The 21,170-nt window shown below is 59.6% G+C and carries 19 protein-coding genes; 7 read left to right on the forward strand and 12 right to left on the reverse strand.

Going from position 1 to position 21,170, the window contains the following annotated elements; all coding sequences use genetic code 11:
- The first annotated feature begins 141 nt into the window (after positions 1-141).
- Positions 142-1,179, forward strand: coding sequence for an Ldh family oxidoreductase (locus tag U367_RS0104775; RefSeq protein WP_028615906.1), 1,038 nt, complete (start codon positions 142-144; stop codon positions 1,177-1,179).
- 34 nt (positions 1,180-1,213) lie between these two features.
- On the opposite strand, the gene U367_RS0104780 is transcribed toward U367_RS0104775, so the two are convergent.
- Positions 1,214-1,534, reverse strand: a complete 321-nt coding sequence (locus U367_RS0104780) for a DUF883 family protein (protein ID WP_016979401.1) — start codon at positions 1,532-1,534, stop codon at positions 1,214-1,216.
- Between the two features lie 163 nt (positions 1,535-1,697).
- On the opposite strand from U367_RS0104780, the gene U367_RS0104785 reads away from it, so the two are divergent.
- Complete coding sequence (locus U367_RS0104785) at positions 1,698-1,952, forward strand: hypothetical protein (protein WP_003190904.1); 255 nt, start codon at positions 1,698-1,700, stop codon at positions 1,950-1,952.
- Here U367_RS0104785 and U367_RS0104790 read toward each other — a convergent pair.
- Positions 1,945-2,838 (reverse strand): LysR family transcriptional regulator, encoded by an 894-nt coding sequence (locus U367_RS0104790; RefSeq protein ID WP_028615907.1) that lies wholly within the window; start codon positions 2,836-2,838, stop codon positions 1,945-1,947. The genes U367_RS0104785 and U367_RS0104790 overlap by 8 nt on opposite strands.
- 82 nt (positions 2,839-2,920) lie before the next feature.
- On the opposite strand from U367_RS0104790, the gene U367_RS0104795 reads away from it, so the two are divergent.
- Positions 2,921-3,847: a carbon-nitrogen hydrolase family protein gene (locus U367_RS0104795; protein WP_028615908.1), complete on the forward strand. Its 927-nt coding sequence runs from the start codon at positions 2,921-2,923 to the stop codon at positions 3,845-3,847.
- Positions 3,848-3,946: 99 nt separating this feature from the next.
- On the opposite strand, the gene U367_RS0104800 is transcribed toward U367_RS0104795, so the two are convergent.
- The 3 genes from U367_RS0104800 to U367_RS0104810 are packed head-to-tail and all read right to left on the reverse strand — an operon-like array spanning position 3,947 to position 6,399.
- Positions 3,947-4,492 (reverse strand): GNAT family N-acetyltransferase, encoded by a 546-nt coding sequence (locus U367_RS0104800; protein ID WP_028615909.1) that lies wholly within the window; start codon positions 4,490-4,492, stop codon positions 3,947-3,949.
- Positions 4,493-4,497: 5 nt separating this feature from the next.
- Positions 4,498-4,959, reverse strand: coding sequence for an LEA type 2 family protein (locus U367_RS0104805; protein WP_016979398.1), 462 nt, complete (start codon positions 4,957-4,959; stop codon positions 4,498-4,500).
- A gap of 12 nt (positions 4,960-4,971) precedes the next feature.
- Complete coding sequence (locus U367_RS0104810; protein WP_028615910.1) at positions 4,972-6,399, reverse strand: nucleobase:cation symporter-2 family protein; 1,428 nt, start codon at positions 6,397-6,399, stop codon at positions 4,972-4,974.
- Positions 6,400-6,634: 235 nt separating this feature from the next.
- Between U367_RS0104810 and U367_RS0104815 the strand changes: the two genes are divergently transcribed.
- Positions 6,635-8,260, forward strand: coding sequence for a methyl-accepting chemotaxis protein (locus U367_RS0104815; RefSeq protein WP_028615911.1), 1,626 nt, complete (start codon positions 6,635-6,637; stop codon positions 8,258-8,260).
- Positions 8,261-8,391: 131 nt separating this feature from the next.
- Here U367_RS0104815 and U367_RS0104820 read toward each other — a convergent pair whose 3' ends face one another.
- From U367_RS0104820 to U367_RS0104840, 5 genes are all read right to left on the reverse strand, one after another.
- Complete coding sequence (locus U367_RS0104820) at positions 8,392-9,369, reverse strand: 2-hydroxyacid dehydrogenase (protein WP_028615912.1); 978 nt, start codon at positions 9,367-9,369, stop codon at positions 8,392-8,394.
- Positions 9,366-10,658 carry an MFS transporter gene (locus U367_RS0104825; RefSeq protein ID WP_028615913.1) on the reverse strand — a complete coding sequence of 431 codons (1,293 nt, stop codon included), beginning with the start codon at positions 10,656-10,658 and terminating at the stop codon, positions 9,366-9,368. The genes U367_RS0104820 and U367_RS0104825 overlap by 4 nt, the downstream gene beginning before the upstream one ends.
- Before the next feature lie 45 nt (positions 10,659-10,703).
- The gene (locus U367_RS0104830; RefSeq protein ID WP_028615914.1) at positions 10,704-11,645 is read right to left on the reverse strand and encodes a sugar kinase; all 942 of its coding nucleotides are present in this window, start codon (positions 11,643-11,645) and stop codon (positions 10,704-10,706) included.
- A complete protein-coding gene (locus U367_RS0104835) occupies positions 11,638-12,420 on the reverse strand; it encodes a sugar phosphate isomerase/epimerase family protein (RefSeq protein WP_028615915.1) in 783 nt (260 codons plus the stop codon). Before U367_RS0104835 ends, U367_RS0104830 begins: the two co-directional genes overlap by 8 nt.
- Before the next feature lie 128 nt (positions 12,421-12,548).
- Positions 12,549-13,562 (reverse strand): LacI family DNA-binding transcriptional regulator, encoded by a 1,014-nt coding sequence (locus tag U367_RS0104840; protein ID WP_028615916.1) that lies wholly within the window; start codon positions 13,560-13,562, stop codon positions 12,549-12,551.
- A gap of 246 nt (positions 13,563-13,808) precedes the next feature.
- Here U367_RS0104840 and U367_RS0104845 point away from each other — a divergent pair, with 246 nt between their 5' ends.
- The 3 genes from U367_RS0104845 to U367_RS0104855 all read left to right on the forward strand — a co-directional run bounded on the left by U367_RS0104845 (position 13,809) and on the right by U367_RS0104855 (position 19,793).
- On the forward strand, positions 13,809-15,092 hold the full coding sequence (locus U367_RS0104845; protein WP_028615917.1) for a hypothetical protein: 1,284 nt from the start codon (positions 13,809-13,811) through the stop codon (positions 15,090-15,092).
- 230 nt (positions 15,093-15,322) lie between these two features.
- Complete coding sequence (locus tag U367_RS0104850) at positions 15,323-17,305, forward strand: hypothetical protein (RefSeq protein WP_028615918.1); 1,983 nt, start codon at positions 15,323-15,325, stop codon at positions 17,303-17,305.
- Between the two features lie 220 nt (positions 17,306-17,525).
- Complete coding sequence (locus U367_RS0104855; RefSeq protein ID WP_028615919.1) at positions 17,526-19,793, forward strand: autotransporter outer membrane beta-barrel domain-containing protein; 2,268 nt, start codon at positions 17,526-17,528, stop codon at positions 19,791-19,793.
- Positions 19,794-19,850: 57 nt separating this feature from the next.
- On the opposite strand, the gene U367_RS0104860 is transcribed toward U367_RS0104855, so the two are convergent.
- Together U367_RS0104860 and U367_RS0104865 are read right to left on the reverse strand one after the other, a co-directional pair.
- Complete coding sequence (locus U367_RS0104860) at positions 19,851-20,312, reverse strand: hypothetical protein (protein WP_028615920.1); 462 nt, start codon at positions 20,310-20,312, stop codon at positions 19,851-19,853.
- A gap of 205 nt (positions 20,313-20,517) precedes the next feature.
- Positions 20,518-21,159, reverse strand: coding sequence for a DUF1345 domain-containing protein (locus U367_RS0104865; RefSeq protein ID WP_028615921.1), 642 nt, complete (start codon positions 21,157-21,159; stop codon positions 20,518-20,520).
- Positions 21,160-21,170 lie beyond the last annotated feature (11 nt).

Raw genomic sequence — 21,170 nt, forward strand, 5'->3', positions numbered from 1 at the left:
GATACCAGGGTTCGGCAGTAGATATGTCTGACACGCCGGGCTGCGTGTCGTGGTCGACAGTCACGCGCGAAACACTGTTTAATCGTTACTGCCGATTGTTCGTACGCAGTGCCCCTTCCAATAATTAAACGGGAGCTACCGATGTCTGCATCGCCTTTGGATCACGACGTTTCAACCACGCACCTGAGCTACGAGACATTGACGCTACTGTTACAGCGCATCCTTCTGCGGCACGGCGCGTCTGAATCGGTGGCTCAGGTACTGGCCGAGAACTGCGCCAGCGCCGAGCGTGACGGGGCCCATAGTCACGGGGTGTTTCGCGTGCCTGGCTATGTGTCGACGTTGAACAGTGGTTGGGTCAACGGCAAGGCAGTGCCCATCGTTGAAGACGTTGCCAGCGGCTTTGTTCGGGTAGACGCGGCGAATGGTTTTGCCCAACCGGCGCTGGCTGCAGCCCGCTCACTGCTGGTCGACAAGGCGCGCAGTGCCGGCATTGCGCTGCTGGCGATTCATAACTCCCATCACTTCGCCGCATTGTGGCCGGACGTCGAGCCCTTTGCCGAAGAAGGCCTGGTGGCATTGAGCGTGGTCAATAGCATGACCTGTGTGGTGCCCCATGGCGCCGACCGGCCGTTGTTCGGCACCAACCCGATCGCGTTCGCTGCGCCACGGGCGGACGGCCCACCCATTGTGTTTGACCTCGCCACCAGCGCCATCGCCCACGGCGACGTGCAGATTGCCGCACGCAAAGGCGAGCGCCTGCCACCGGGCATGGGCGTCGACAGTCTGGGTCAGCCGACCCAGGACCCCAAGGCCATTCTTGAAGGCGGGGCGCTATTGCCGTTTGGCGGGCACAAGGGCTCGGCGCTGTCGATGATGGTCGAGTTGCTGGCGGCGGCGTTGACGGGCGGTAACTTTTCGTTCGAGTTCAATTGGTCGGAGCATCCGGGGGCACGTACGCCCTGGACCGGCCAGTTGGTGATTGTGATCGACCCGAGCAAAACCGCCGGGCAAAGCTTTGCCGAGCGCAGCCAGGAACTGGTGCGGCAGATGCATGCAGCGGGGTTGCGGCGGTTGCCGGGGGATCGACGTCATCGCACGCGCGCGAAGTCCCAGCAGACAGGTATTGAAATGGACACGAAAGATCTTAGGCAGTTGCAGGCACTGGCGGAAGGTTAAACGGGGCTGCGCCTGTTGCGCAGCCCCGATTGTTTCAGTTGCGACGGCCGAGCAGCAGGCCTACGACCAGGCCGAAACCGGCAGAAATCGCCACGGTCTGCCATGGGTGGCCACCGATGTAGGTTTCGGTGGCATCGACCACAGGCTTGCTGCGCTCGCGCACATTGGACACCGAGTCCAACGCTTGCTTGAGTTTGATGGCGACCTGCTCGCGCAGGGTTTCACCTTCCTCGCCGACCAGGGAGGCGCTGCTCTTGAGCAGTTTGTCCGATTCTTCGATCAGCGCGGTGAGTTCGCTGAAGGCTTGGTCCTTGATTTGGTCTTCGACGGCTTGGGCAGCAGTTTTGCGGGCCATTGTGTGACTCCTTGCGAGTGAATGTGACAGTGAACAATGGAGTATCGGGCGTTGGCAAAAGTTGCAGTTTTTTTGCCGACCGGCCGTTTCGAGCAAAATCCGGATCAGGAAAATTCGACCTACAGTGTAAGATGTCGCCTATTTGTGCAGCAGGTAAATCAACATGAGCTTCAATCTGGCCAACAAGACCCTCGCCGAACGTGCCGAGCTGGAAGATGAAAAGTCCCGCCTCTATGACCTGTGGCAAACCAACCTGGGCAAGGCCAAGGGCGAAGCGGCCCGCTTGTTCGGTGAGCGCGCCAAGCGCAAGGGCAAGTGGGCCGAGTGGGTGCGCGCCGAACTCGACGGCATGTCGCCGCCGGAGTTTTCCAACATGGTACGCAGTGAGGTCAACAAGTTGATGGCGGCGGCTAAGTAAAGCTCGCCACAATCGCTTCACGCACTTTCAGCAGCAGCGGATCGAGCTGCGCTTGGGTGCGCCAGCCCAACTCCACCGGGTAGCGCGGCAGGGCCAGTGGGCAAGCCAGCACCCGCAACCCGGTCATCGCGCCGATGGCCTCGGCGGCGTGACCGGGAATGGTCGCCACCGCTTGGCTGCCCTTGAGCAGAAAAGGCAGCGCCGCGAAGTGGCTGGTGGACGCACACACTTGTCGGCTCAGCCCTTGCGCCGCTAAACCCTCATCGGTAATCCCTATGAATCCGCCTGACGACACCAGCACGTGCTCGCGAGTGACGAACTCCTCCAGGCTGATGCTGGCCTGATCCGAATCCACCAGGCAGCGGTAATCGCCTTCTCCCAATACTTGGCGACTTAACCGGCCCTGGGCAAAGCCACCGGCTGTGATCGCAAGATCCAAGGTGCGGTCGAGCAGGGCGCCTGCGACGATCTGGCTATGGGTCTGGCGGAAAATCACCCGTAGTTTCGGTGCGCGCCGGGCGATCTCATCCATCAGCCTGCGGCCGTAGGCAATCTCGAAATCATCCGACAGCCCCAGCACTACGGAGCGCCCCTGATACTGCTGATTGAGCGGGTCGACCATGGCCAGGCTCTGCCGACAGCGATCCAGTGCTTCACTGATCAGCGGTTTCAACTGGTTGGCCCTCAAGGTCGGTGCCAGGCCACGCCCGGTGCGCACGAACAATTGATCGCCATACACCTCGCGCAAGCGCCGCAACCCCGCGCTGATGGCCGACTGCGTCACGCCCAGGCGCAAGGCCGCGCGGCTGGCGCTGGATTCGTCGTGCAGGGCTTCAAAGGTTTTCAGCAGGTTCAGATCGACCTGGGCGATATTGATTTGGCTCATATCATTCAGCACTGAGGTGGGCTTTATTCATGATCGAGGCTGGCGGGAGAATGGGCAACCCCCATTACCTGGAGTGAACACGATGCCTGTTTCTACTGTGGCGGCCCTGCAAATCGGTTCCCTGCCTGATGGCAAGGGCGAAACCCTGGCGCAGATCCTCGGTTATGAAGACGAGATCCTGCGCAGCGGAGCGCAACTGGTGGTAATGCCCGAGGCGTTGCTGGGTGGCTATCCCAAAGGTGAGAGGTTTGGTACGCAGTTGGGGTATCGCCTGCCGGAGGGGCGCGAAGCCTTCGCGCGCTACTTTGCCAATGCTATCGATGTGCCGGGCCCTGAAACGCAGGCATTGGCCGGACTGTCGGCGCGCACGGGCGCTAGCCTTGTTCTTGGCGTGATCGAGCGCAGCGGTAGCACGCTGTATTGCACCGTGCTGTATTTCGAGCCGGCGGGTGGGCTGGTGGCCAAGCATCGCAAGCTTATGCCCACTGGTACAGAACGGCTGATCTGGGGCAAGGGCGACGGCTCGACCCTGCCGGTGATCGATACGGCAGTGGGGCGTGTCGGCGGCGCGGTGTGCTGGGAAAACATGATGCCGTTGCTGCGTACGGCAATGTATGCCAAGGGCGTGGAGGTCTGGTGTGCGCCGACGGTAGATGAGCGCGAGATGTGGCAGGTGAGCATGCGCCATGTGGCCCATGAGGGGCGCTGCTTTGTGGTGAGCGCGTGCCAGGTACAGGCGTCGCCGGCAGCGCTGGGGATTGAGGTCGCCAATTGGCCTGCCGAACGCCCGTTGATTGCGGGGGGCAGCGTGATTGTCGGGCCCATGGGCGACATTCTGGCGGGACCGTTGCTGGGAGAAGCCGGGCTGCTGACGGCGCAAATCAATACCGATGAATTGGTGCGCGCGCGGTATGACTATGACGTGGTGGGCCACTACGCCCGGCCGGATGTATTCGAGTTGGTGGTGGATGAGCGCGCCAAGCCAGGCGTGCGCTACATCACCGACTAAAACACGATAGCCCCTGTAGGAGCCGGCTTGCCGGCGATAGCGTCGGTTCAGCCAGCCAATGCAGTGACTGATACACCGTTATCGCCGGCAAGCCGGCTCCTACAGAGGATGTGATGCCAGCCATTCTTCACGGGTCATTTCCCAGATGTCCCGTGGGAAAGTGCCTGCTACAAACGCTCCTTCATCCGTCCTGATCAAGCGCATCCCCGTGCGTTCTGAAATCCGCCGCGACCCCAGGTTGGGCGCAGCCTTGGGCACACGCATCAATGGCCGCTTGAGCACGCCGAACCAGTAATCGGTGACTGCGGCACTGGCTTCGGTCATCAGTCCCTGGCCCTGCCATTGCCGGCCCAGCCAAAACCCACGGTTGTCGTCCTCGGTATCCGTCAGGCAGATATTGCCGATCAGCGCGTCAGGCGCGCTTTTCAAACGGATCGACCAGTGCCATTCCTCGCCCCGTGCCATGGCTGGCAAGGCCACATGTTCAAGGAAGCTGTGCGCACCGTCGGCGGGGTAAGGCCAGGGCACCTCGGCGGTGAGATAGCGCACCACTTCCCAGTGGGGAAAAAGCTGCTGGATGACCTCGGCATCGTCCAGGGTCAGTGGGCGCAAGATCAAGCGTTCGGTGTAAAGCGTCGGTTGCATGGCGTTTACCAGGTGGCCGTATTCGGCAGGTCCAGTGTGCCACGGTCAACAAAGCGCATCGTGCCAAACAGCCCACCCGCCAGTTTGCCCCGCAGCACATAAGGCAGGTTGTTCAAACTCTGCGTTTGGCTCAGGCCCAGGGTTTGACGCAACACCGAAAACGCCGAAACACTTACCGGCACCATCAGCACGGTCTCGGAAAAGCGTGGGATGGAGCCGCGTTGATCACTCACCCCTGACGCCAGCGGCCGGCCATTGACCTCCAGGTCCAGGGCTACGCCGTTGTAGTCGATCGCGGTTTCATTGGGGTTCTGCACCCGCAGCTTCACCGCGAAGCGCACTTCCAGGTCCTGGCTCTGCAGGGGCTCGATGCCCACCACATTGATGTTCACCGGGTCACGGTTGGGGAACAGCGCGCAGGCGCTCAGGGTCAGCAGCAACAGCGATAGAACCATGAGCTTGCGCATATAAAAGTGCTCCTATTTCGTGACGTCCGGATCCTGCATCACTTTGAGGGTCGAGGACTCTGGATCAAATTCATCTTCTTCCAGCTCTATGAACTCTTCCGGCAGGAAAATGTTCAGCAGGATTGCACAGAAAGCCCCCACGGTGATCGGCGACTCGAAGATGTTGTGCAGCGCCTTGGGCAGGTCGCGCAACACTTCCGGCACGGCGGCCACGCCCAGGCCCATGCCCAGGGAAATCGCCACGATCAGCACATTGCGGCGGTGCAGCCCGGCTTCGGCGAGGATCTTGATGCCCGCCACGGCCACGGTGCCGAACATGATCAGGGTCGCGCCGCCCAGTACCGGCTTGGGCATCAGTTGCAGCACTGCGCCGATCATCGGGAACAGCCCCAGCAGCACCAGCAGACCGGCGATGAAGTACGCCACATAGCGGCTGGCCACGCCGGTCAACTGAATCACCCCGTTGTTTTGGGCGAAAGTCACCATCGGCAGGCTGTTGAAGGTGGCTGCCATCGCCGAGTTGAGGCCGTCGGCCAACAGGCCCGATTTGATGCGCTTGATGTACAGCGGGCCCTTGACCGGCTGCTGGGAAATCATCGAATTGGCGGTCAGGTCACCGGCCGCTTCCAGGGGCGAAATCAGGAAGATCACCGCCACCGGAATAAACGCCACCCAGTCGAACGAGAAACCGTATTTGAACGGCACCGGCACGCTGATCAAGGGCACCTGGGGCAATGCGGCCATGTCCACGCGTCCCATCAGCCACGCCACGACAAAGCCTAGGGTCAGGCCGATCACGATGGAGCCCAGGCGCAGGAACGGGTTGTTGAAGCGGTTGAGCACCACGATGGTCAGCAGTACCAGCGCCGCCAGGCCCATGTTGCTGGCGGCGCCGAGGTCGCTGGCGCCGAAACCGCCGGCCATGTCGGTGACCGCCACTTTGATCAGCGACAAACCCATCAAGGTAATGATGGTGCCCGTGACCACCGGGGTGATCAGTTTGCGCAGCTTGCCGATGAACTGGCTCAGCACCACCTCGATAAACGCGGCGAAAAAGCAAATGCCAAAGATCGTCGAGAGAATCTCATCGGTGCCGCCGCCCCGCGCCTTGACCATGAAGCCCGCGCTGAGAATTACGCTGATAAAGGAAAAGCTGGTGCCCTGAAGGCACAACAGCCCGGAACCGATCGGGCCAAACTTGCGCGCCTGCACAAAGGTGCCGAGCCCCGACACGAACAGCGCCATGCTTACCAGATACGGCACTTCGCTTTCCAGGCCCAGCACGCCACCGACGATCAGCGTGGGGGTGATGATCCCGACGAAACTCGCCAGCACGTGCTGCAACGCGGCAAAAATCGCCGCGGTGAAGTGTGGGCGGTCTTCCAGGCCGTAGATCAGGTCGGATTTATAGCGCGGGCGGGGGGCTTGAGCGTCAGACAAAATACGGGCTCGGGTCAGAAAATGGAGGCGCAGGATGCCAGAAAGCGCCGGTCGTCAGAAGTGTAAAAAAATATTTATGAATGACCTGCGGGAAACCCCAGGCCCTGCCGATACCGAGGATAGGCCCACATACCAACGACAACAGTGGTGACCACAGGTCGGAACGGCGCGTTGACGCCGACTGATCGTTTCGCGGCAGGGACGCTTGCAAACACTACTTCTGAGAGCACTCCCTATGTCCCTGCGCCAGTTGAACATTGCCCCTCGAGCGTTCCTCGGTTTTGCATTCATTGCGTTGTTAGTGGTTTTACTGGGGGTGTTTGCGGTCAACCGCATGGCACAGATTCGCCAATCCTCAGTGGAAATGACCGCGACCCAACTGCCCAGCGTGACCTCGCTGGGCATCATCACCGAGAACGTACTACGCCTGCGCATCCTGTCGTTCCGCGTGCTGGTCAACCGCGAGCCGGCCAGCCTGCAAGAGGCTGAAACCCGCATGGGCGTGCTCGCCGACAAGGTCAAGACGGCCCAAGCCAGCTACGCAGCTCTACCTGCCGGCCCGGAAGAAGCCGCGCTGTACAAAACCTTCGTGGTCACGCTGGACAACTACTTCAAGGCACAGGCCGACATGCTCGCGCTGTCCAAGCAGGGCAAAGTGGATGAGATGCGCGCACTGATCAACAGCCGCATCAAGGACGGCACCGACCAGATGGGCGAGCAACTGAACAAGCTCATCGCCATCAACGCGGCCGATGCCAAGACCGCTGACGCTGAAGCCGGGCAGAGTTATGACGGCGCCATTACGGGCGTCATTGCAGTTTCCGTGGCTGCCGCATTGCTCACCGTGCTGCTGGCGTGGTTGTTGACCCGCAGCATTGTCACGCCGCTGCGCAAAGCCGTGGAGGTTGCCGAAACCATCGCCGGTGGCAACCTGAGTAAAGCCATCGAAGATGACGGCAAGGACGAACCGGCGCGCTTGCTCGGCGCCTTGGCGGCCATGCAGGCCAACCTGCGCCAGACCATCCAGCAGATCGCCGGCTCGGCCACTCAGCTTGCCTCGGCAGCGGAAGAGTTGAGCGCGGTCACTGAAGAAGCCTCCAAAGGCTTGCAGCAACAGAACAATGAAATCGATCAGGCGGCCACGGCGGTCAACGAGATGACGGCGGCGGTGGAAGAAGTGGCGCGCAACGCAGTGTCCACCTCCGAAGCGTCCAGCCAGTCCAACCAGGCTGCCCGTGAAGGGCGCGACCGTGTGGTGGAAACTGTCGGCGCGATCCAGACCATGACCCAAGACGTACAAAACACCGCCGCGATGATTGAAGGCCTGGCCACCCAAGGCCGCGACATCGGCAAAGTGCTGGACGTGATCCGCGCGATTGCCGAGCAGACCAACCTGTTGGCGCTGAACGCAGCCATTGAAGCGGCCCGTGCCGGTGAAGCCGGACGTGGCTTTGCCGTGGTGGCAGACGAAGTGCGAGCGCTGGCCCATCGCACCGCGCAGTCGACCCAGGAAATCGAGAAAATGGTCGCCGGCATCCAGAACGGCACCGGTGAAGCCGTGCAATCGATGCAGCAAAGCAACCAGCGCACCCAGGACACCCTGGAAATGGCCCGCGCCGCCGGTGTGGCCCTGGAACAGATCACCCAATCCATCAGCCTGATCAACGAACGCAACCTGGTGATCGCCAGCGCGTCGGAAGAGCAGGCTCAAGTGTCCCGCGAAGTGGACCGCAACCTGGTGAACATCCGTGACCTGGCGACCCAGTCGGCGGCCGGTGCCAACCAGACCAGTGCGGCCAGCCACGAACTGTCGCGCCTGGCGGTGGACTTGAATGGAATGGTGGCGCGTTTCGTTATCTGACCTGAAATGAGGTCAACATGTGGGAGCGGGCTTGCTCGCCAATGCAGTGGATCAGTCAAGAAGTCTATCGACTGACACACCGCATTCGCGAGCAAGCCCGCTCCCACATTGGTTTTGTGGTGTGTCAGGAATCAGCGGTTCCAGGCGTTGGCATTCACCAGGTTTTTTGGTCGCTCGCCTGCCAACGCCTGCAACAGATTATCCACCGCACATTTGGCCATGGCCTCCCGCGTTTCATGGGTGGCCGAGCCGATATGCGGTGTCGCCACCACATTGTTCAAGCGCAACAACGGCGAGCCGTGATCCAGCGGCTCCTTTTCAAACACATCCAAACCCGCCGCCCGAATGGTGCGCTGCTGCAACGCTTCCACCAGTGCCGCTTCATCCACCACCTTGCCCCGCGAAATATTGATGAAGATCGTCTCCGGGCCCATGAGCGCAAATTGTTCTGCGCCAATCAACTTCTCGGTTTCGGCGGTAAGTGGCAAGGTCAGGCAAACAAAGTCGGCCTGTTGCAGCAAGTCATTCAAGCTGCGGTACTGCGCGCCGAAACGTGCCTCCACCGCCGGCTTGGGCGAATGGCTGTGGTAGATCACCGGCATACCAAAACCAAAATGCCCACGCTGGGCCAAGGCTTCACCGATGCGGCCCATGCCGATGATGCCCAGGGTCTTGCCATGCACATCGCTGCCGAAATGCGCTGGGCCGATGTTTTTGTTCCATTGACCGGCGCGCACCATGTCGGCCAATTCGACCACACGCCGGGCGGTGGCGAGGATCAGCGCAAAACCGGTGTCGGCGGTGGTTTCGGTGAGCACGTCGGGGGTGTTGCTGAGCAGGATGCCGCGCCCAGTCAGGTAGTCGATGTCGTAGTTGTCGACGCCGACCGAGACGCTGGCCACGGCCTCCAGCTGCGGCGCCAGATCAAGCAGCTTGGCATCCAGGCGCAGGCTGGCGCCGAGCAGGCCGTGGGCGCCGGGCAGGGCGTCGCGCAGCTTGGCCAGGCCAGTGTCATCCAGCGCTTCGACCAGCGTGACCTCGGCCTGTTCATGCAGGCGGGCCATCAATGGCGCGGAGAGTTTTTTGTACAACACGACAGACTTTTTCATGCGGCTTTTACCTTCAATTCAAGATTGGGCGCCGGCGTGCGGTCACTCGCGCCGGGCTTGAGAAAAATCGTCAGTACCACCGACAGCAGCAACGCGCCGCTCATCAGCAGGTACGAAGCGCCGGGCGAACCGGTGCTGCTATTGAGATAGCCCACCAGGTACGAGCCGCCGAATGAACCCAGGGCCCCCATGCTGTTGATCAGCGCCATGGCGCCCCCGGCGACATTGGCCGGCAGGATCTCCGGGACAATCGCGAAAAACGGACCGTACGGCGCGTACATGCAGGCCCCGGCAATCACCAGCAAGGTGTAGGACCACCAGAAGTGTTCGGCGCCGAGCACGTAGGACGCGTAGAAAGCAATCGAGGCAATCAGCAGCGGCGGCCATACGAAACGCTTGCGCTTTTGCAGCTTGTCCGAGCCCCACGACACCACCAGCATGCCAATCACCGCCGCCAAATAAGGCAGCGCCGACAGCCAGCCGGCCTCGACCATGTCCATCTGCAAACCCTGCTTGAGGATCGACGGCAGCCACAGCACAAAGCCGTACACGCCAATGCTCCAGCAGAAAAATTGCAGGGCCAGGATGATCACTTTGGGCGAACGGAACGCCTCAGCGTAGTTCTTCACCGCCTTGATCCCGACTTGCTCGGCGGCCAGCGCGGTTTCCAGGTCCTGTTTCTCAGCGTCGCTCAGCCACTTGGCATCCTTTGGACGCTCATCGGCCAGCTTCCACCAGATAAAGGCCCACAGCACGGCCGGCAGGCCTTCGATGATAAACATCCAGCGCCAGCTGAAATGCTGCACCAGATAGCCCGACACCACCGACATCCACAGCATGGTCACTGGGTTGCCGAGGATCAGGAAGGTATTGGCGCGCGAGCGTTCGGCACGGGTAAACCAGTGGCACAGGTACACCAGCATCGCCGGCATCACGGCGGCTTCGACCACGCCGAGCATGAAGCGAATCACGATCAGCATGTAGGCGTTGGACACCACGCCGGTGAGGGTGGCGAGGCCGCCCCACAGGATCAGGCTGACGAAGATCAGCTTCTTGACACTGCGTTTCTGCGCGTAGATCGCCCCCGGCACCTGGAAGAAAAAGTAGCCAAGGAAAAACAGCGCGCCCAGCAATGACGACATGCCGGGAGTGATCATCAGGTCCTCGGCCATCCCGGAGGCGGCGGCGAAGCCGTAGTTGGCGCGGTCCAGGTAGGCCAGGCTGTAGGTGATAAAAACGATGGGCATGATGTACCACCAGCGGCGGGTGGCGAGCTTCACGGTTTGCATGGGGTTGCTCCTGAGCTTGTTGTAGTTGTGGCAACAGGTAGTGGGTTAGGCAACGGATCGGATCGGTAACTCTGAACGGGTGGGCAGGCCTTCCATATCGCCACGGCTTTGCACGGCGCGACTGCCGATCCAGTTACCGCGCTGTACCGCCTCGGGGAAGCTGAGGTTTTCCAGCAGGGCGCTGATCATGCCCACGGCAAAACCGTCGCCGGCACCGACCGTATCTACGACTTTTTCCACCCGCACGGCGGCGACAAAGCCCTGGTCCATCTGGGTGCGGTAGTAGGCGCCATCCGGGCCGAGCTTGATCGCCACGGCTTCGGCGCCCTGGTCGAGGTAGAACGCGGCGATGTCGGCCGGGTCATCGAAACCGGTGAGCAGGCGGCCTTCGCCCAAGCCTGGAAAGACCCAGTCGGCCAGGCCGGCGAGTGCGTTGATTTCGCGGATCATTGTCTGTTGGCTGGCCCACAACGACGGGCGCAGGTTGGGGTCGAACGACACGCTGCGCCCGGCCTTGCGCATCTGGGTCATCAGCTCGACGGACAACTCGCGCGTCGCCTCGGACAATGCGGGCGGAATGCCGGTGGCATGCAGATGGCGGGCTTGCAGCAGGGCAGGGCTGATGGCGGCGATAGACAACTGACTGGCCGCCGAACCCTTGCGGAAGTACTCCACCTGGGGATCATCGCCCGCTTCTTCACGAGACTTGAATTGAAAACCGGTGGGGTGTGCCGGATCGACCGCCACATGCCGGCAATCCAGGCCCTCCTGGGTCAAGGTGTCGACCACAAAGCGCCCGAGCGAATCATTGCCCACTCGGCTCAGCCAGGCGACGTTGAAACCCAGGCGCGACAAGCCGATGGCGACATTGCTGTCGGCACCCGCGATCCGTTTATGGAACTGAGCCACCTGGGCCAAATCGCCGGTCTGTTCGGCGACAAACATCGCCATGGTTTCACCAAACGAGAGGATATCGATCTCAGACATGCGCATGCTCCGAACGAGGTTGGCCCAGCAGGGTGAGGGTGGCGACCTGCTGCGCAGTGACCGCGACCAGGTCATCGCCTTGCAGCGGGAATTCCACGGCCCGGTTAATACCTGGAGTCATGTGCTTGAGCAGTTGTTCCCACAGATGCAGGTCGGTGGCGCCAGGCGGCAGGGCGACCAGCTTGCCGTCGGCACGCCGCGCCACCGCCTTGCAGTGCAGGTAATCCACATGCCGGCCCAGCAGGCGCGCGGCGGTGAGGGCGGATTGGTCTTGCCACTGCCAGTTGCCGATGTCGAAGGTCATCTTAACCGGCAGGCCCAGGCGTTCCACTTCGGTGAAAAAGCGCTGCATGGGTTCGATGCGGCCACCGTGCAGGGTCTGGTCGTTCTCTACCAGCAGGCGGACCGGGTGGCGGTTGAGCAGGGCGTGCAGGCTTTCCAGGTCGTTGGTGTCGGTGAAGTAGCCGAGGGAGACTTTCAGCCAGCGTGAGCCAAACGCCTGCGCCCGATCCAGGGTGGCCGCGAGTTCGGCATTCGCTTGGGCACGGCCGGCGACCCACAGTTCCAAAGGCGATGAGAACACCGACTTCAAATGCTGTTGCGCTGCTGCCTGGGCCAGTTCGGTGGGCTGTTCGTCCGTTAAAAGCTCTTCGCGCCATTCGATGCACTGGGCGCCGGCGGCGGCGAGGACTTCGACGAAACTAAGCTGGCCCTGCTGACGTACCAGCTCGGCGCCGTAGCTGGAAAGGCTGATGGAGACGGGGTATTTATGCATTGTTGTTTACCTCTGAAACCGGTTTCATTTTTATACGTAAACCAACATCTGTAGGAGCCGGCTTGCCGGCGATAGCGTCCTTGAAATGGACGCTTGCCTCAAGAACCCCATCGCCGGCAAGCCGGCTCCTACAAGGGGGTTGTGGAGCCTCGGATGATCAGTTGGGGCAGGAAGTCCAGGGTGCGTGTCGGCTCGGTATCGCCGCGCAAGCGCTTGAGCAGGCAGTCGAATGCGCTGGCGCCGATGGCTTCGGTGGGCTGGGCGAGGGCGGTGATGCCCGTGCCTACCAGCGGATACCACTCCAGGTCATCCAGGGCGATCAGGCCGATGTCATCGAACAAGTTGCAACCGAGGGTTTTCAGTGCGCGGGTGCAGGCCAACGCCGCGACACCGTTGGCGCAGAACAGCGCCTTGGGGCCAGGTTTTGCGAGAAAGGTTTTCAGGTGTTTTTGCAGCGTTTCATCCAACGCCAACACAGCGCCGGTCAATGCCGGGCGGCTAGCGATTTCAGCCTTGAAACTGTTCAGGCGCTCTAGGCGCGAACTGGTGCCATCGGTGGCTTCACTCACCATCAGCACATCGCGATAACCCTGTTGCTCCAGGTGCTCCACCGCCATACGCACCGCCGCCGGGTTGTCCAGGCCGACCAGGTCGCTGTGCAGCGGTTCGACCTTGCGGTCCACCAGCACCAGGGGCATTTCCCGTTGCAGTTCCAGCAGTTGGTCAAGGTGATGGCCGAGGGTGTTCACGATCAACCCTTCGATGTTGTACGAACGCAGCGCTGCCAAGTGCTGGCGTTCTTGCTCGTCATCGCGGTCGGTGTTGCACACCACCAGGCTGTAGCCGTGTTGACGGCAAGCGGTTTCGACACCGTGCATCACGGCAATGGAATAGGGGTTGCGGATATCGGCCACCAACATGCCGATCAGGCGCGTGCGCCCACGTTTCAGGCCACGGGCCATCTGGTTGGGTCGGTAGCCGAGTTGTTCGATGGCTTGCTCGATGCGCAGGGCAATGCCATCGGAGAGCAGGGCGCGGTCGTCGCCGATAAAGCGCGACACGCTGGCTTTGGACACGCCGGCGTGTTGGGCCACGTCGAGCATGGTCACGCGGCTGCGTTGGGCGGCGGAAAATGAGGTCACGGTAGAGCCTTTCTTATTGGAATTCGGATTGCACTGAAACCGGTTTCAGAAGACACCAGCCATTGCTTGCAGTCAAGAGGAAATTCGCAGGATGACACCGTGTTCAGGTTGATGAGTCCGACGGGTGGCAATTGCACCTGTTAGTTCTGACAGTATCCGGGCGGGCGTTTCGGGTGTTCAATCGGCTTCAAGTTAACGGCATTACCGCATTAAGCGTGTTGGATGTTGGGTCCATAGGAGGGCGGCATGAGCAAGCCAAAATCGATAAAATCAAAGCCCAAAAAATCACAGGCGGGTAAGGGTGCTGCTGGTTCTGAGGCCGTCCTGGCTTTTGATGGCCCGCAGGTGGTTCGCGCGCTGCCAGATGGATTAGTGCCTGCGCAGTACTATTTCAACGATCTGGAGTGCGAAATCGTTACTCCATGGACCTTTCTGCCCGAAGCTGGCGAGACTCATTACGTCGTACCCGTATGGGATGACCACAGCGCCGCACCCGTCGACGTGCTACCGGCCTTGCGACTGGATGGCCCACTCACCGCTGGGGACTTTCCTTATCCATTTGAAATCCCCCAGGCTTTCCTGCTGAGAAGTGCGATTGTCGATCTCTCTTTTCGAATCCATCTCGACTCGCCAACCTCACCAAATTTCGATATTTCTGAGCCCACACTGCTCAGAATAGACCGCGATGCGCCTGGGGTGGGAGGGCCGCTGCCACCCGCCATTTTTCCGGTTGATCCGATCACTGACGCTTACTTGGGCATGACGCCACTGGTGCCTATGGAAGTTCCCGGGGGTTATCTGGGACGTGAGATTGGTGATGAAATACTGATGTATTTTTCGGATATGAACACATTACCGACCGGTGCTCCCGCTGTGGTTTCCCCGCCGCTGATCAGTGCTACTGGGCAAATATTCGTGAATGTCCCCAGTACGGTGTTCCAGAATTTCCCGGGTGCTGCTTTTATTTTTTGCTTCTACCGGCTGCGCGATCGCGCCGGTAATCTCAACCCAGAGTTTTCCCTGGTAGCGCAGGCCGCGCTGCGAGTGGGGCTGCCCGCCCCGACTTATATGCGGCCGCGCTTTCCGCAGGCTGACTCCGAACCGATAGCGAACCCGAACAGATTTATGACGTGCGCCTGCACACCCAAAATCTGGTTCGGCGTCGAAATTCGCATTGACCCGAATACAGGCCCGGGCACGGGTATCCAACACGGGGACTTGGTCGTGATGCACTTTCAGGGATACGGCCAGGCCCCCGATGTGAATCCACTTCCTGACATCGTCGATACACAAAGTCACATTTGGGACGGGGTGGCAGACGCCTTGGGTTATTCCTTCTGGATTCTCGATGTAGAACGTTTGATCCGCCCGCTCAAGGAAAATGCGGGGGGGGAGGCGAATTACAGGGTGTACAGGGGGGGGGGATTGATTGGCCGGTCTGCCTCCCGGTTCGCACGGTTTGACCGCGTAGTGTCGTCGGCGCCACCCACTCGCTATTGCTGGATTGACGGCAATGCGCCCGAGCCCTGACCCCGTCGCGCACACGCACAGCCTCCTGTGTGTTTAGCGCTATCGGGGCACCGAGGCGGATTTCATTGCAAGCATTTAGTGTTTTGGCTATGCCGCATATGAAGCGGTAGGGAGAGGTATTGCCGGGAAATGAGTTCGTTGGCACTTGAGGTCGGAGGTCGAACGCAGCCCGGCGGATGAGTGGTTTTTTGTAAGAAACCTATATTGGACGAACGTGGAGATCATCAAAAATGAGCAGCAATCCGAATATGCCACTGACCCCCCGGGCAGCCCCAGCCGCTCCCACTATTGTGGGGGCATTGGATGATGCCACCGGGACGATTTTGGCCCGTAATGCGACGGCCGACCTCACTGTACGATGCAAAACGGGCGACATTTCAGATTACGATGATTTTATCCAAGTCGAAATGGCGGACGATTCGCAACCGTTAAAGGTCTGGGTTCCTGTGACATCGCCGATGCAAATGAGTACGGACCCTACTTTCCCTATCCCTGATAGGTTCAATATCACCGTACGCGCGCCAGCAGGTGGTTTCCGGCATGGTTTCTATCTGCTACGTAGCGTTCAATACCTCAACCTCGGTGGTGTACCGGCAGCGACGGGAGAACCCTCGGACCCTGGTAATTTTACCGTTGACCTGCTTTCGCCCTATTCCGATGCCACCTTTCGTGATCAGCCCGATGCAGTAGGATGGCCCGCAACGCTTCCCGTAGGTGCGGTGATCGACAACGCATATTTGGTCATGCATGGCGGGGTGGAGTTCGTTATTCCTGATAACACCTTCGTGCCTGTCCCAGGCAGGTGGCAGGCCGGTGACTTCATTACCTTCTACTGGAGCCCGGTGATGTTCCCGCGCCCAGCGGACATCGTCAGCCCCTCCGGTGGGATTCCAATGCTGCCGACAGGCAATACGTTTTTCCTGCCGGCAGCAATGATTGATTTGAGTGGGGACTACTACGCGTTCTACACCCTCACAGACCGGGCGGGTAACGTCAGTCGCCCTTCGTTCGTCGAAACTCGGCGCGTTGCCTTGATCGACGATCCGGAACGCGGAACCCCGCATTTACCGCTGGCACCTGTACCCGATCTTGGTGAAACAGACAACTTGATTGATATCAAGGATTACCTGCTTAACCCTGAAGTATGGGTCAGGACGTATAACAATCACGCCCCCTTGCTTGATCGGCTGGAAGTGAATATTGGTGGCCGGGGTTACAACGGTCTGGGAATGCCATTCACAACGTTCCCGCAGAAATTCGGTAATTTGCAGGCTGAATTCCGTGCCGCTTATACCCAGGCCATTGGGCCACAGCCGACGACCGTACAGTATCGGATTTCCCGCAATGGTACTTCTTTCCCTTCGTTCATTCACACGTTCATGCTCGATTTGTCGGTAGGCGGTCCCGTCAACCCTGGTGAGCCGGGTTCACCCAACCCCAACCTTAACCAGGCCCACGTATTCGGTGCTGGCTCGACCACTCCGGACGTATTGCTGCCTGCCCATGCTAATCAACAGGTACGCGTGGACATCGCACCGTGGACCGTTGCAGAGTTGCCGCATTCGGGACAGTCGATCATCTTCCTCTGGGAGGATGAGCGGGTCGGACCGTTCCCTGTCAGCGCGACGGCCAATCCGATCTCGTTCTTTATTGACTGGGACGTAGTCGCCCGTCATGGCAACGACATGAAGACCATCAAGTATCTGGTCCTCGACCCGGCGACAACCAACGAAAACGAGTCGCCACCCACCACGGTCGATGTGCAGGGCGCCGTCGTCGTGGAGTTGGCGAAAGCACAGTATGTGGTTACGACTGCGGGTCGTTGGTTCTGTTCGGACTTGGAGACTCGGACGCCCGGCACTCCGCCCGTGCTGTTTGGTAAGGTTCATGTGCCAGGCGATACACGCATGGCCGTCGGTATGCCACTGACATTGACGTTGAGCCTTCACAATACCTACGCCGGCCTGCCAGCCGGGCCGTTCACGTTGACGCTTACTCACCCGAGCTTGAGCCAAGCCGACATCGACAACGGGATCACGTTCGAAATTGACTACCAGCCTTACCTGGCTCAGGCCCCGAGGGGGACGTGCGCGGCGACCTATGAGACGGTTTTGAGCAATGGAGTGACCGGCTATGGTGAGCCATCGGATATACGTAGCACGTTGGCGAACACCCACTACTTCTGCGATGGGACCAATATTCCCTCACCTTGATCAAGCCTGAAAAGAATAGGGGAGCGCAGCTCCCCTTTTTTGTTTTGCGCAAGTATTTCCCCCTGCCCTGACCGCTGCCGGTTCACTCGCCTTAATAAGATAAATCCTACATAGATTGGGATGCTTTATCCGTACTCTCTGCGCCGCACAGGTAAGGCTCCATTCCTTGGGAACGAGCCAAACCGTTTTCATCGGCTCTAACCCCAGAGAGTGAACGACCATGCACGTACCAGCCCACTTCAAGCTCAAGCCCCTGAGCGCGATTATCAAAGTCCCGACCATGACCCTGCTTATGTTTGCAGCGGTTCATGGGGCTGCCCACGCCGATCATTTGATTGGCGAACAAAAGACCATTGACGCCAGTGAAACGTCCAAAGACTGGCAATTGGATCATAAGTCCGAACTGACCCTTAATGGCGCCGCTGCACAGAGTATCCGGGTCAATGATTCGGCGTTGATCGTGAACGCCGGCAGTCGAGTGAATGATATCCGCGCTACGCAAGGCTCGACTGTCAGTCTCACTGGTGCACATGTGGAGTCGAGCAACCCGTCGTTTGGCGCCGTACGCCTGGATGACAGCACCGCAACCATAACCGGCAGCACCCTGATCAGCCATACCAATTTTGGCTTGCAGGCGTTCCAGAGTGCCGGTTCGCTTAAGGGTGGGGTTGCTGAAGTGTTCAGCAGTGTCATCAAAGGCGCTACTGCCGGTGCGCTTGCGCAAGGTAACAGCGAGCTGCATTTCAACCAAAATACCTGGGTTGAAGGCACCGGTGCCGACAGTGCCGGCGTTCGACTGGACAGCGGCGCGCTCGTAACCGCCAGCCAAAGTACATTGATCGGTGGCAAGAACGGTGTACTCATGACGAACCTGTTGAACAGCGCTGAAACCGGCAAGCTGGTGCTGGACAACTCGCATGTCGAAGGCCGCACGGGTTCCGCGATTCTTGTAGAAGGCAGGCCGGGTCGTGTTCCGACGGTCGACATCGACGTACGCAATGGTTCGACCTTGACCGGTGGTAACGGCACGCTGTTGGAAGTGAACGGTGGCGCGACCGCCAATATGAATATCGATAACAGTCGTTTGAACGGCAATGTGATTGTCGAGGATGGCAGCACCGCGCATTTGAGCCTGCAGAACAATGCCGGCCTTACCGGCCAGTTGAAAAATGTCACCAGCCTGAACGTGGGCGATGCATCTTTTTGGGAGTTGACCGGCGACAGCCAGGTGGGCGCCTTGAACCTGGCTGGTGGCACGGTGAAGTTTGGTGCCACTGATGCGTTTTATCAGTTGGACCTGGACACCCTGGAAGGCAACGGCACCTTTGTCATGGGCACCGATTTTGCCCGTGGTATCACGGACTTTCTTAACATCGACGGTGAGGCCAAGGGCAATCACAGCCTGTTGCTTGCTGCCAGCGGTGCGGAGCCGGTCGACCCTGAAGACATTCGCATCGTGCACACCGGTGGCGGCGACGCCCATTTCTCCCTGGTGGGCGATGTGGTCGACGTAGGTGCCTACTCCTACGGCTTGAAAAAGGAAGGGACCGACTGGTTCCTCGACCCGAACAATCGCGTAATCAGCCCTGGCACGCGTTCGGTAATGGCGCTGTTCAATACTGCACCTACCGTGTGGTACGGCGAGGCAACTTCACTGCGTACCCGTATGGGTGAATTGCGCTTCGAACCGGGCCAGTCGGGTCTGTGGATACGCGGTTATGGCAACAAATACAAAGTGTCTGACAGCACGGGCGTAGGCTACGACCAGACTCAACAGGGCTTTACCCTGGGCGCCGACATGCCGCTGGCCGATAGCCAGTGGTTGGTGGGTGTGATGGCCGGTCACAGCACATCTGACCTGAACCTCAAACGCGGTACGTCCGGTAACGTGAAAAGCTACTACCTGGGCGCTTATGCCACATGGCTGGACGAGGAGAGTGGCCTGTATTTCGATGCGGTCGCCAAGGTCAACCGGTTCCACAACGAGTCCAAGGTCGGTTTGAGCGATGGCACCACGTCGAAAGGCAAGTACAACAACACCGGTGGTGGTTTGTCGGCTGAGTTCGGTCGCAACATCAAGCTCGATGACGGCTTCTTTGTTGAGCCGTATGCCCAGGTGTCGACCGTGGTGATCCAGGGTGCCAATTACAACCTGGACAATGGCCTGCAAGCCAAGGGTGAGCGCACTCGCTCGATCATGGCCAAGGCCGGTGCAACGGTTGGGCGTGATATCCAACTCGACAGTGGCAGCGTGGTCCAGCCCTACCTGCGGGCGGCAATGGTGCACGAGTTTGCCAACAACAATAAGGTGTCGGTGAACAACAATGTATTCAACAACGACCTATCTGGCTCGCGTGCCGAGTTCGGTGCGGGGGTAGCGGTGAAGCTGTCGAAGAACCTGCAACTGCATGCTGACCTTGAACACAGCAGCGGCGGCAAAGTTGAACAGCCTTGGGGTGCCAACGTGGGTGTTCGTTACACCTGGTAAATCCCGATTAGGAAAAAGCCCGTATCGCTAGATACGGGCTTTTTTTTGTTTGCTGGTTCAGGTGCGAATGTCGAAGTTAATGATCAAGTCGTGTTTCTGTCCGTTCGGGTCGGTATCGGTGCGAGCAACGGCGGCGCCTTGTACCTTGATAAGCTGCGGGGAGATTTGTTGAATGGACAAGGTGCCGTTAACGCCGCGAACAGCATAGGATTCGGTCGCTGTCTTGACCGATAGCCAGATTCTGGTGGAGGTGAATTCAGTATCCTCCAAAATGAACGTCGTGCCGGCCGGCGTGTGATCCGCAAACTCAATGTCGATTTCCCGCACTGTATCCTGGCCCACGGTGTTGCGCCCGGTAATACGCAGAATGCGTTGGGAGGGGTCATTCACAATAGTGATGGTTTGGATGTCGATGTCCTGGCCATCCAGGAACACAGAGAAGGTTCCCGCTGCCTCAAGTGCCCAGGGGATCAATACGCTCTGTTGGTGGGAATTCAGCGTTGCAGTTTGTGCTGGCATGATTGTGTCTCCATCTTTGATGAATAGGTCAAAACACTGAACGGTGCCTGGCTTTATCGACAACTGTCCTCGAATCAGCCAACGTACCTAGGTTTCAATTAGACGCGTTTTCTTGAATAAATCTACTGTCAGATATGACAGTTCAATAGGTCGGTTCTTTATTTCTTTTAGGCTTAAGCAAGTGCTCAGCACGAGAGGGTATCGCTTAGCCGAAAAGCCCTGCCGCAATATTGATCGAGAATCCCAGGATCGCTGTATTGAACAGAAACCCGATCAACGACTGCCCCAGCACCACCTTGCGCATGCTTCGCGTGGCCACACCTACATCCGAAGTCTGCACCGCCACGCCGATGGTGAACGAGAAATACAGGAAGTCCCAGTAGTTGGGCGTCGTCAGGCCCTCGGCAAAACGCAGCGCCGGCTCCTTGCCGTCCCAGGTGTAATAAAGACGCGCGTAATGCACGCTGAAGATCACTCCGATCAGCAACCACGAACCGATGACCGTCAGCCCGGTGAAACCGTAGTGCAGCAGGCGTTCCGAGGTGGCCAGGTCTTTGCTGCCCACCAGTTCGAAGGTGATGGTCGCCAGGCTGGCGAGGGCGGCGATGCACACCGTGAACAGCACCAGGCCGGCATTTTCATCTTCGATCTCGGCGATGCGTTTGACGTCTTCGGCTTTGGCGCGGCGGGTCAGCCACAGCATCAGCACCAGGTAGGTCCAAACCCCGGCGTTCCAACCTATGAGGATTTTGCTGATGAGGCTGTCGGCCGGCGCCAGGATGCCCAAGGTAATCCCGAACACGGCAGCAGCGGAGAGGCGAGGGTGGGTGCGGGCGAGGAAGGGCATGGAGGCTCACA

The organism is Pseudomonas canadensis, assembly GCF_000503215.1.
Classification (GTDB): domain Bacteria; phylum Pseudomonadota; class Gammaproteobacteria; order Pseudomonadales; family Pseudomonadaceae; genus Aquipseudomonas; species Aquipseudomonas canadensis.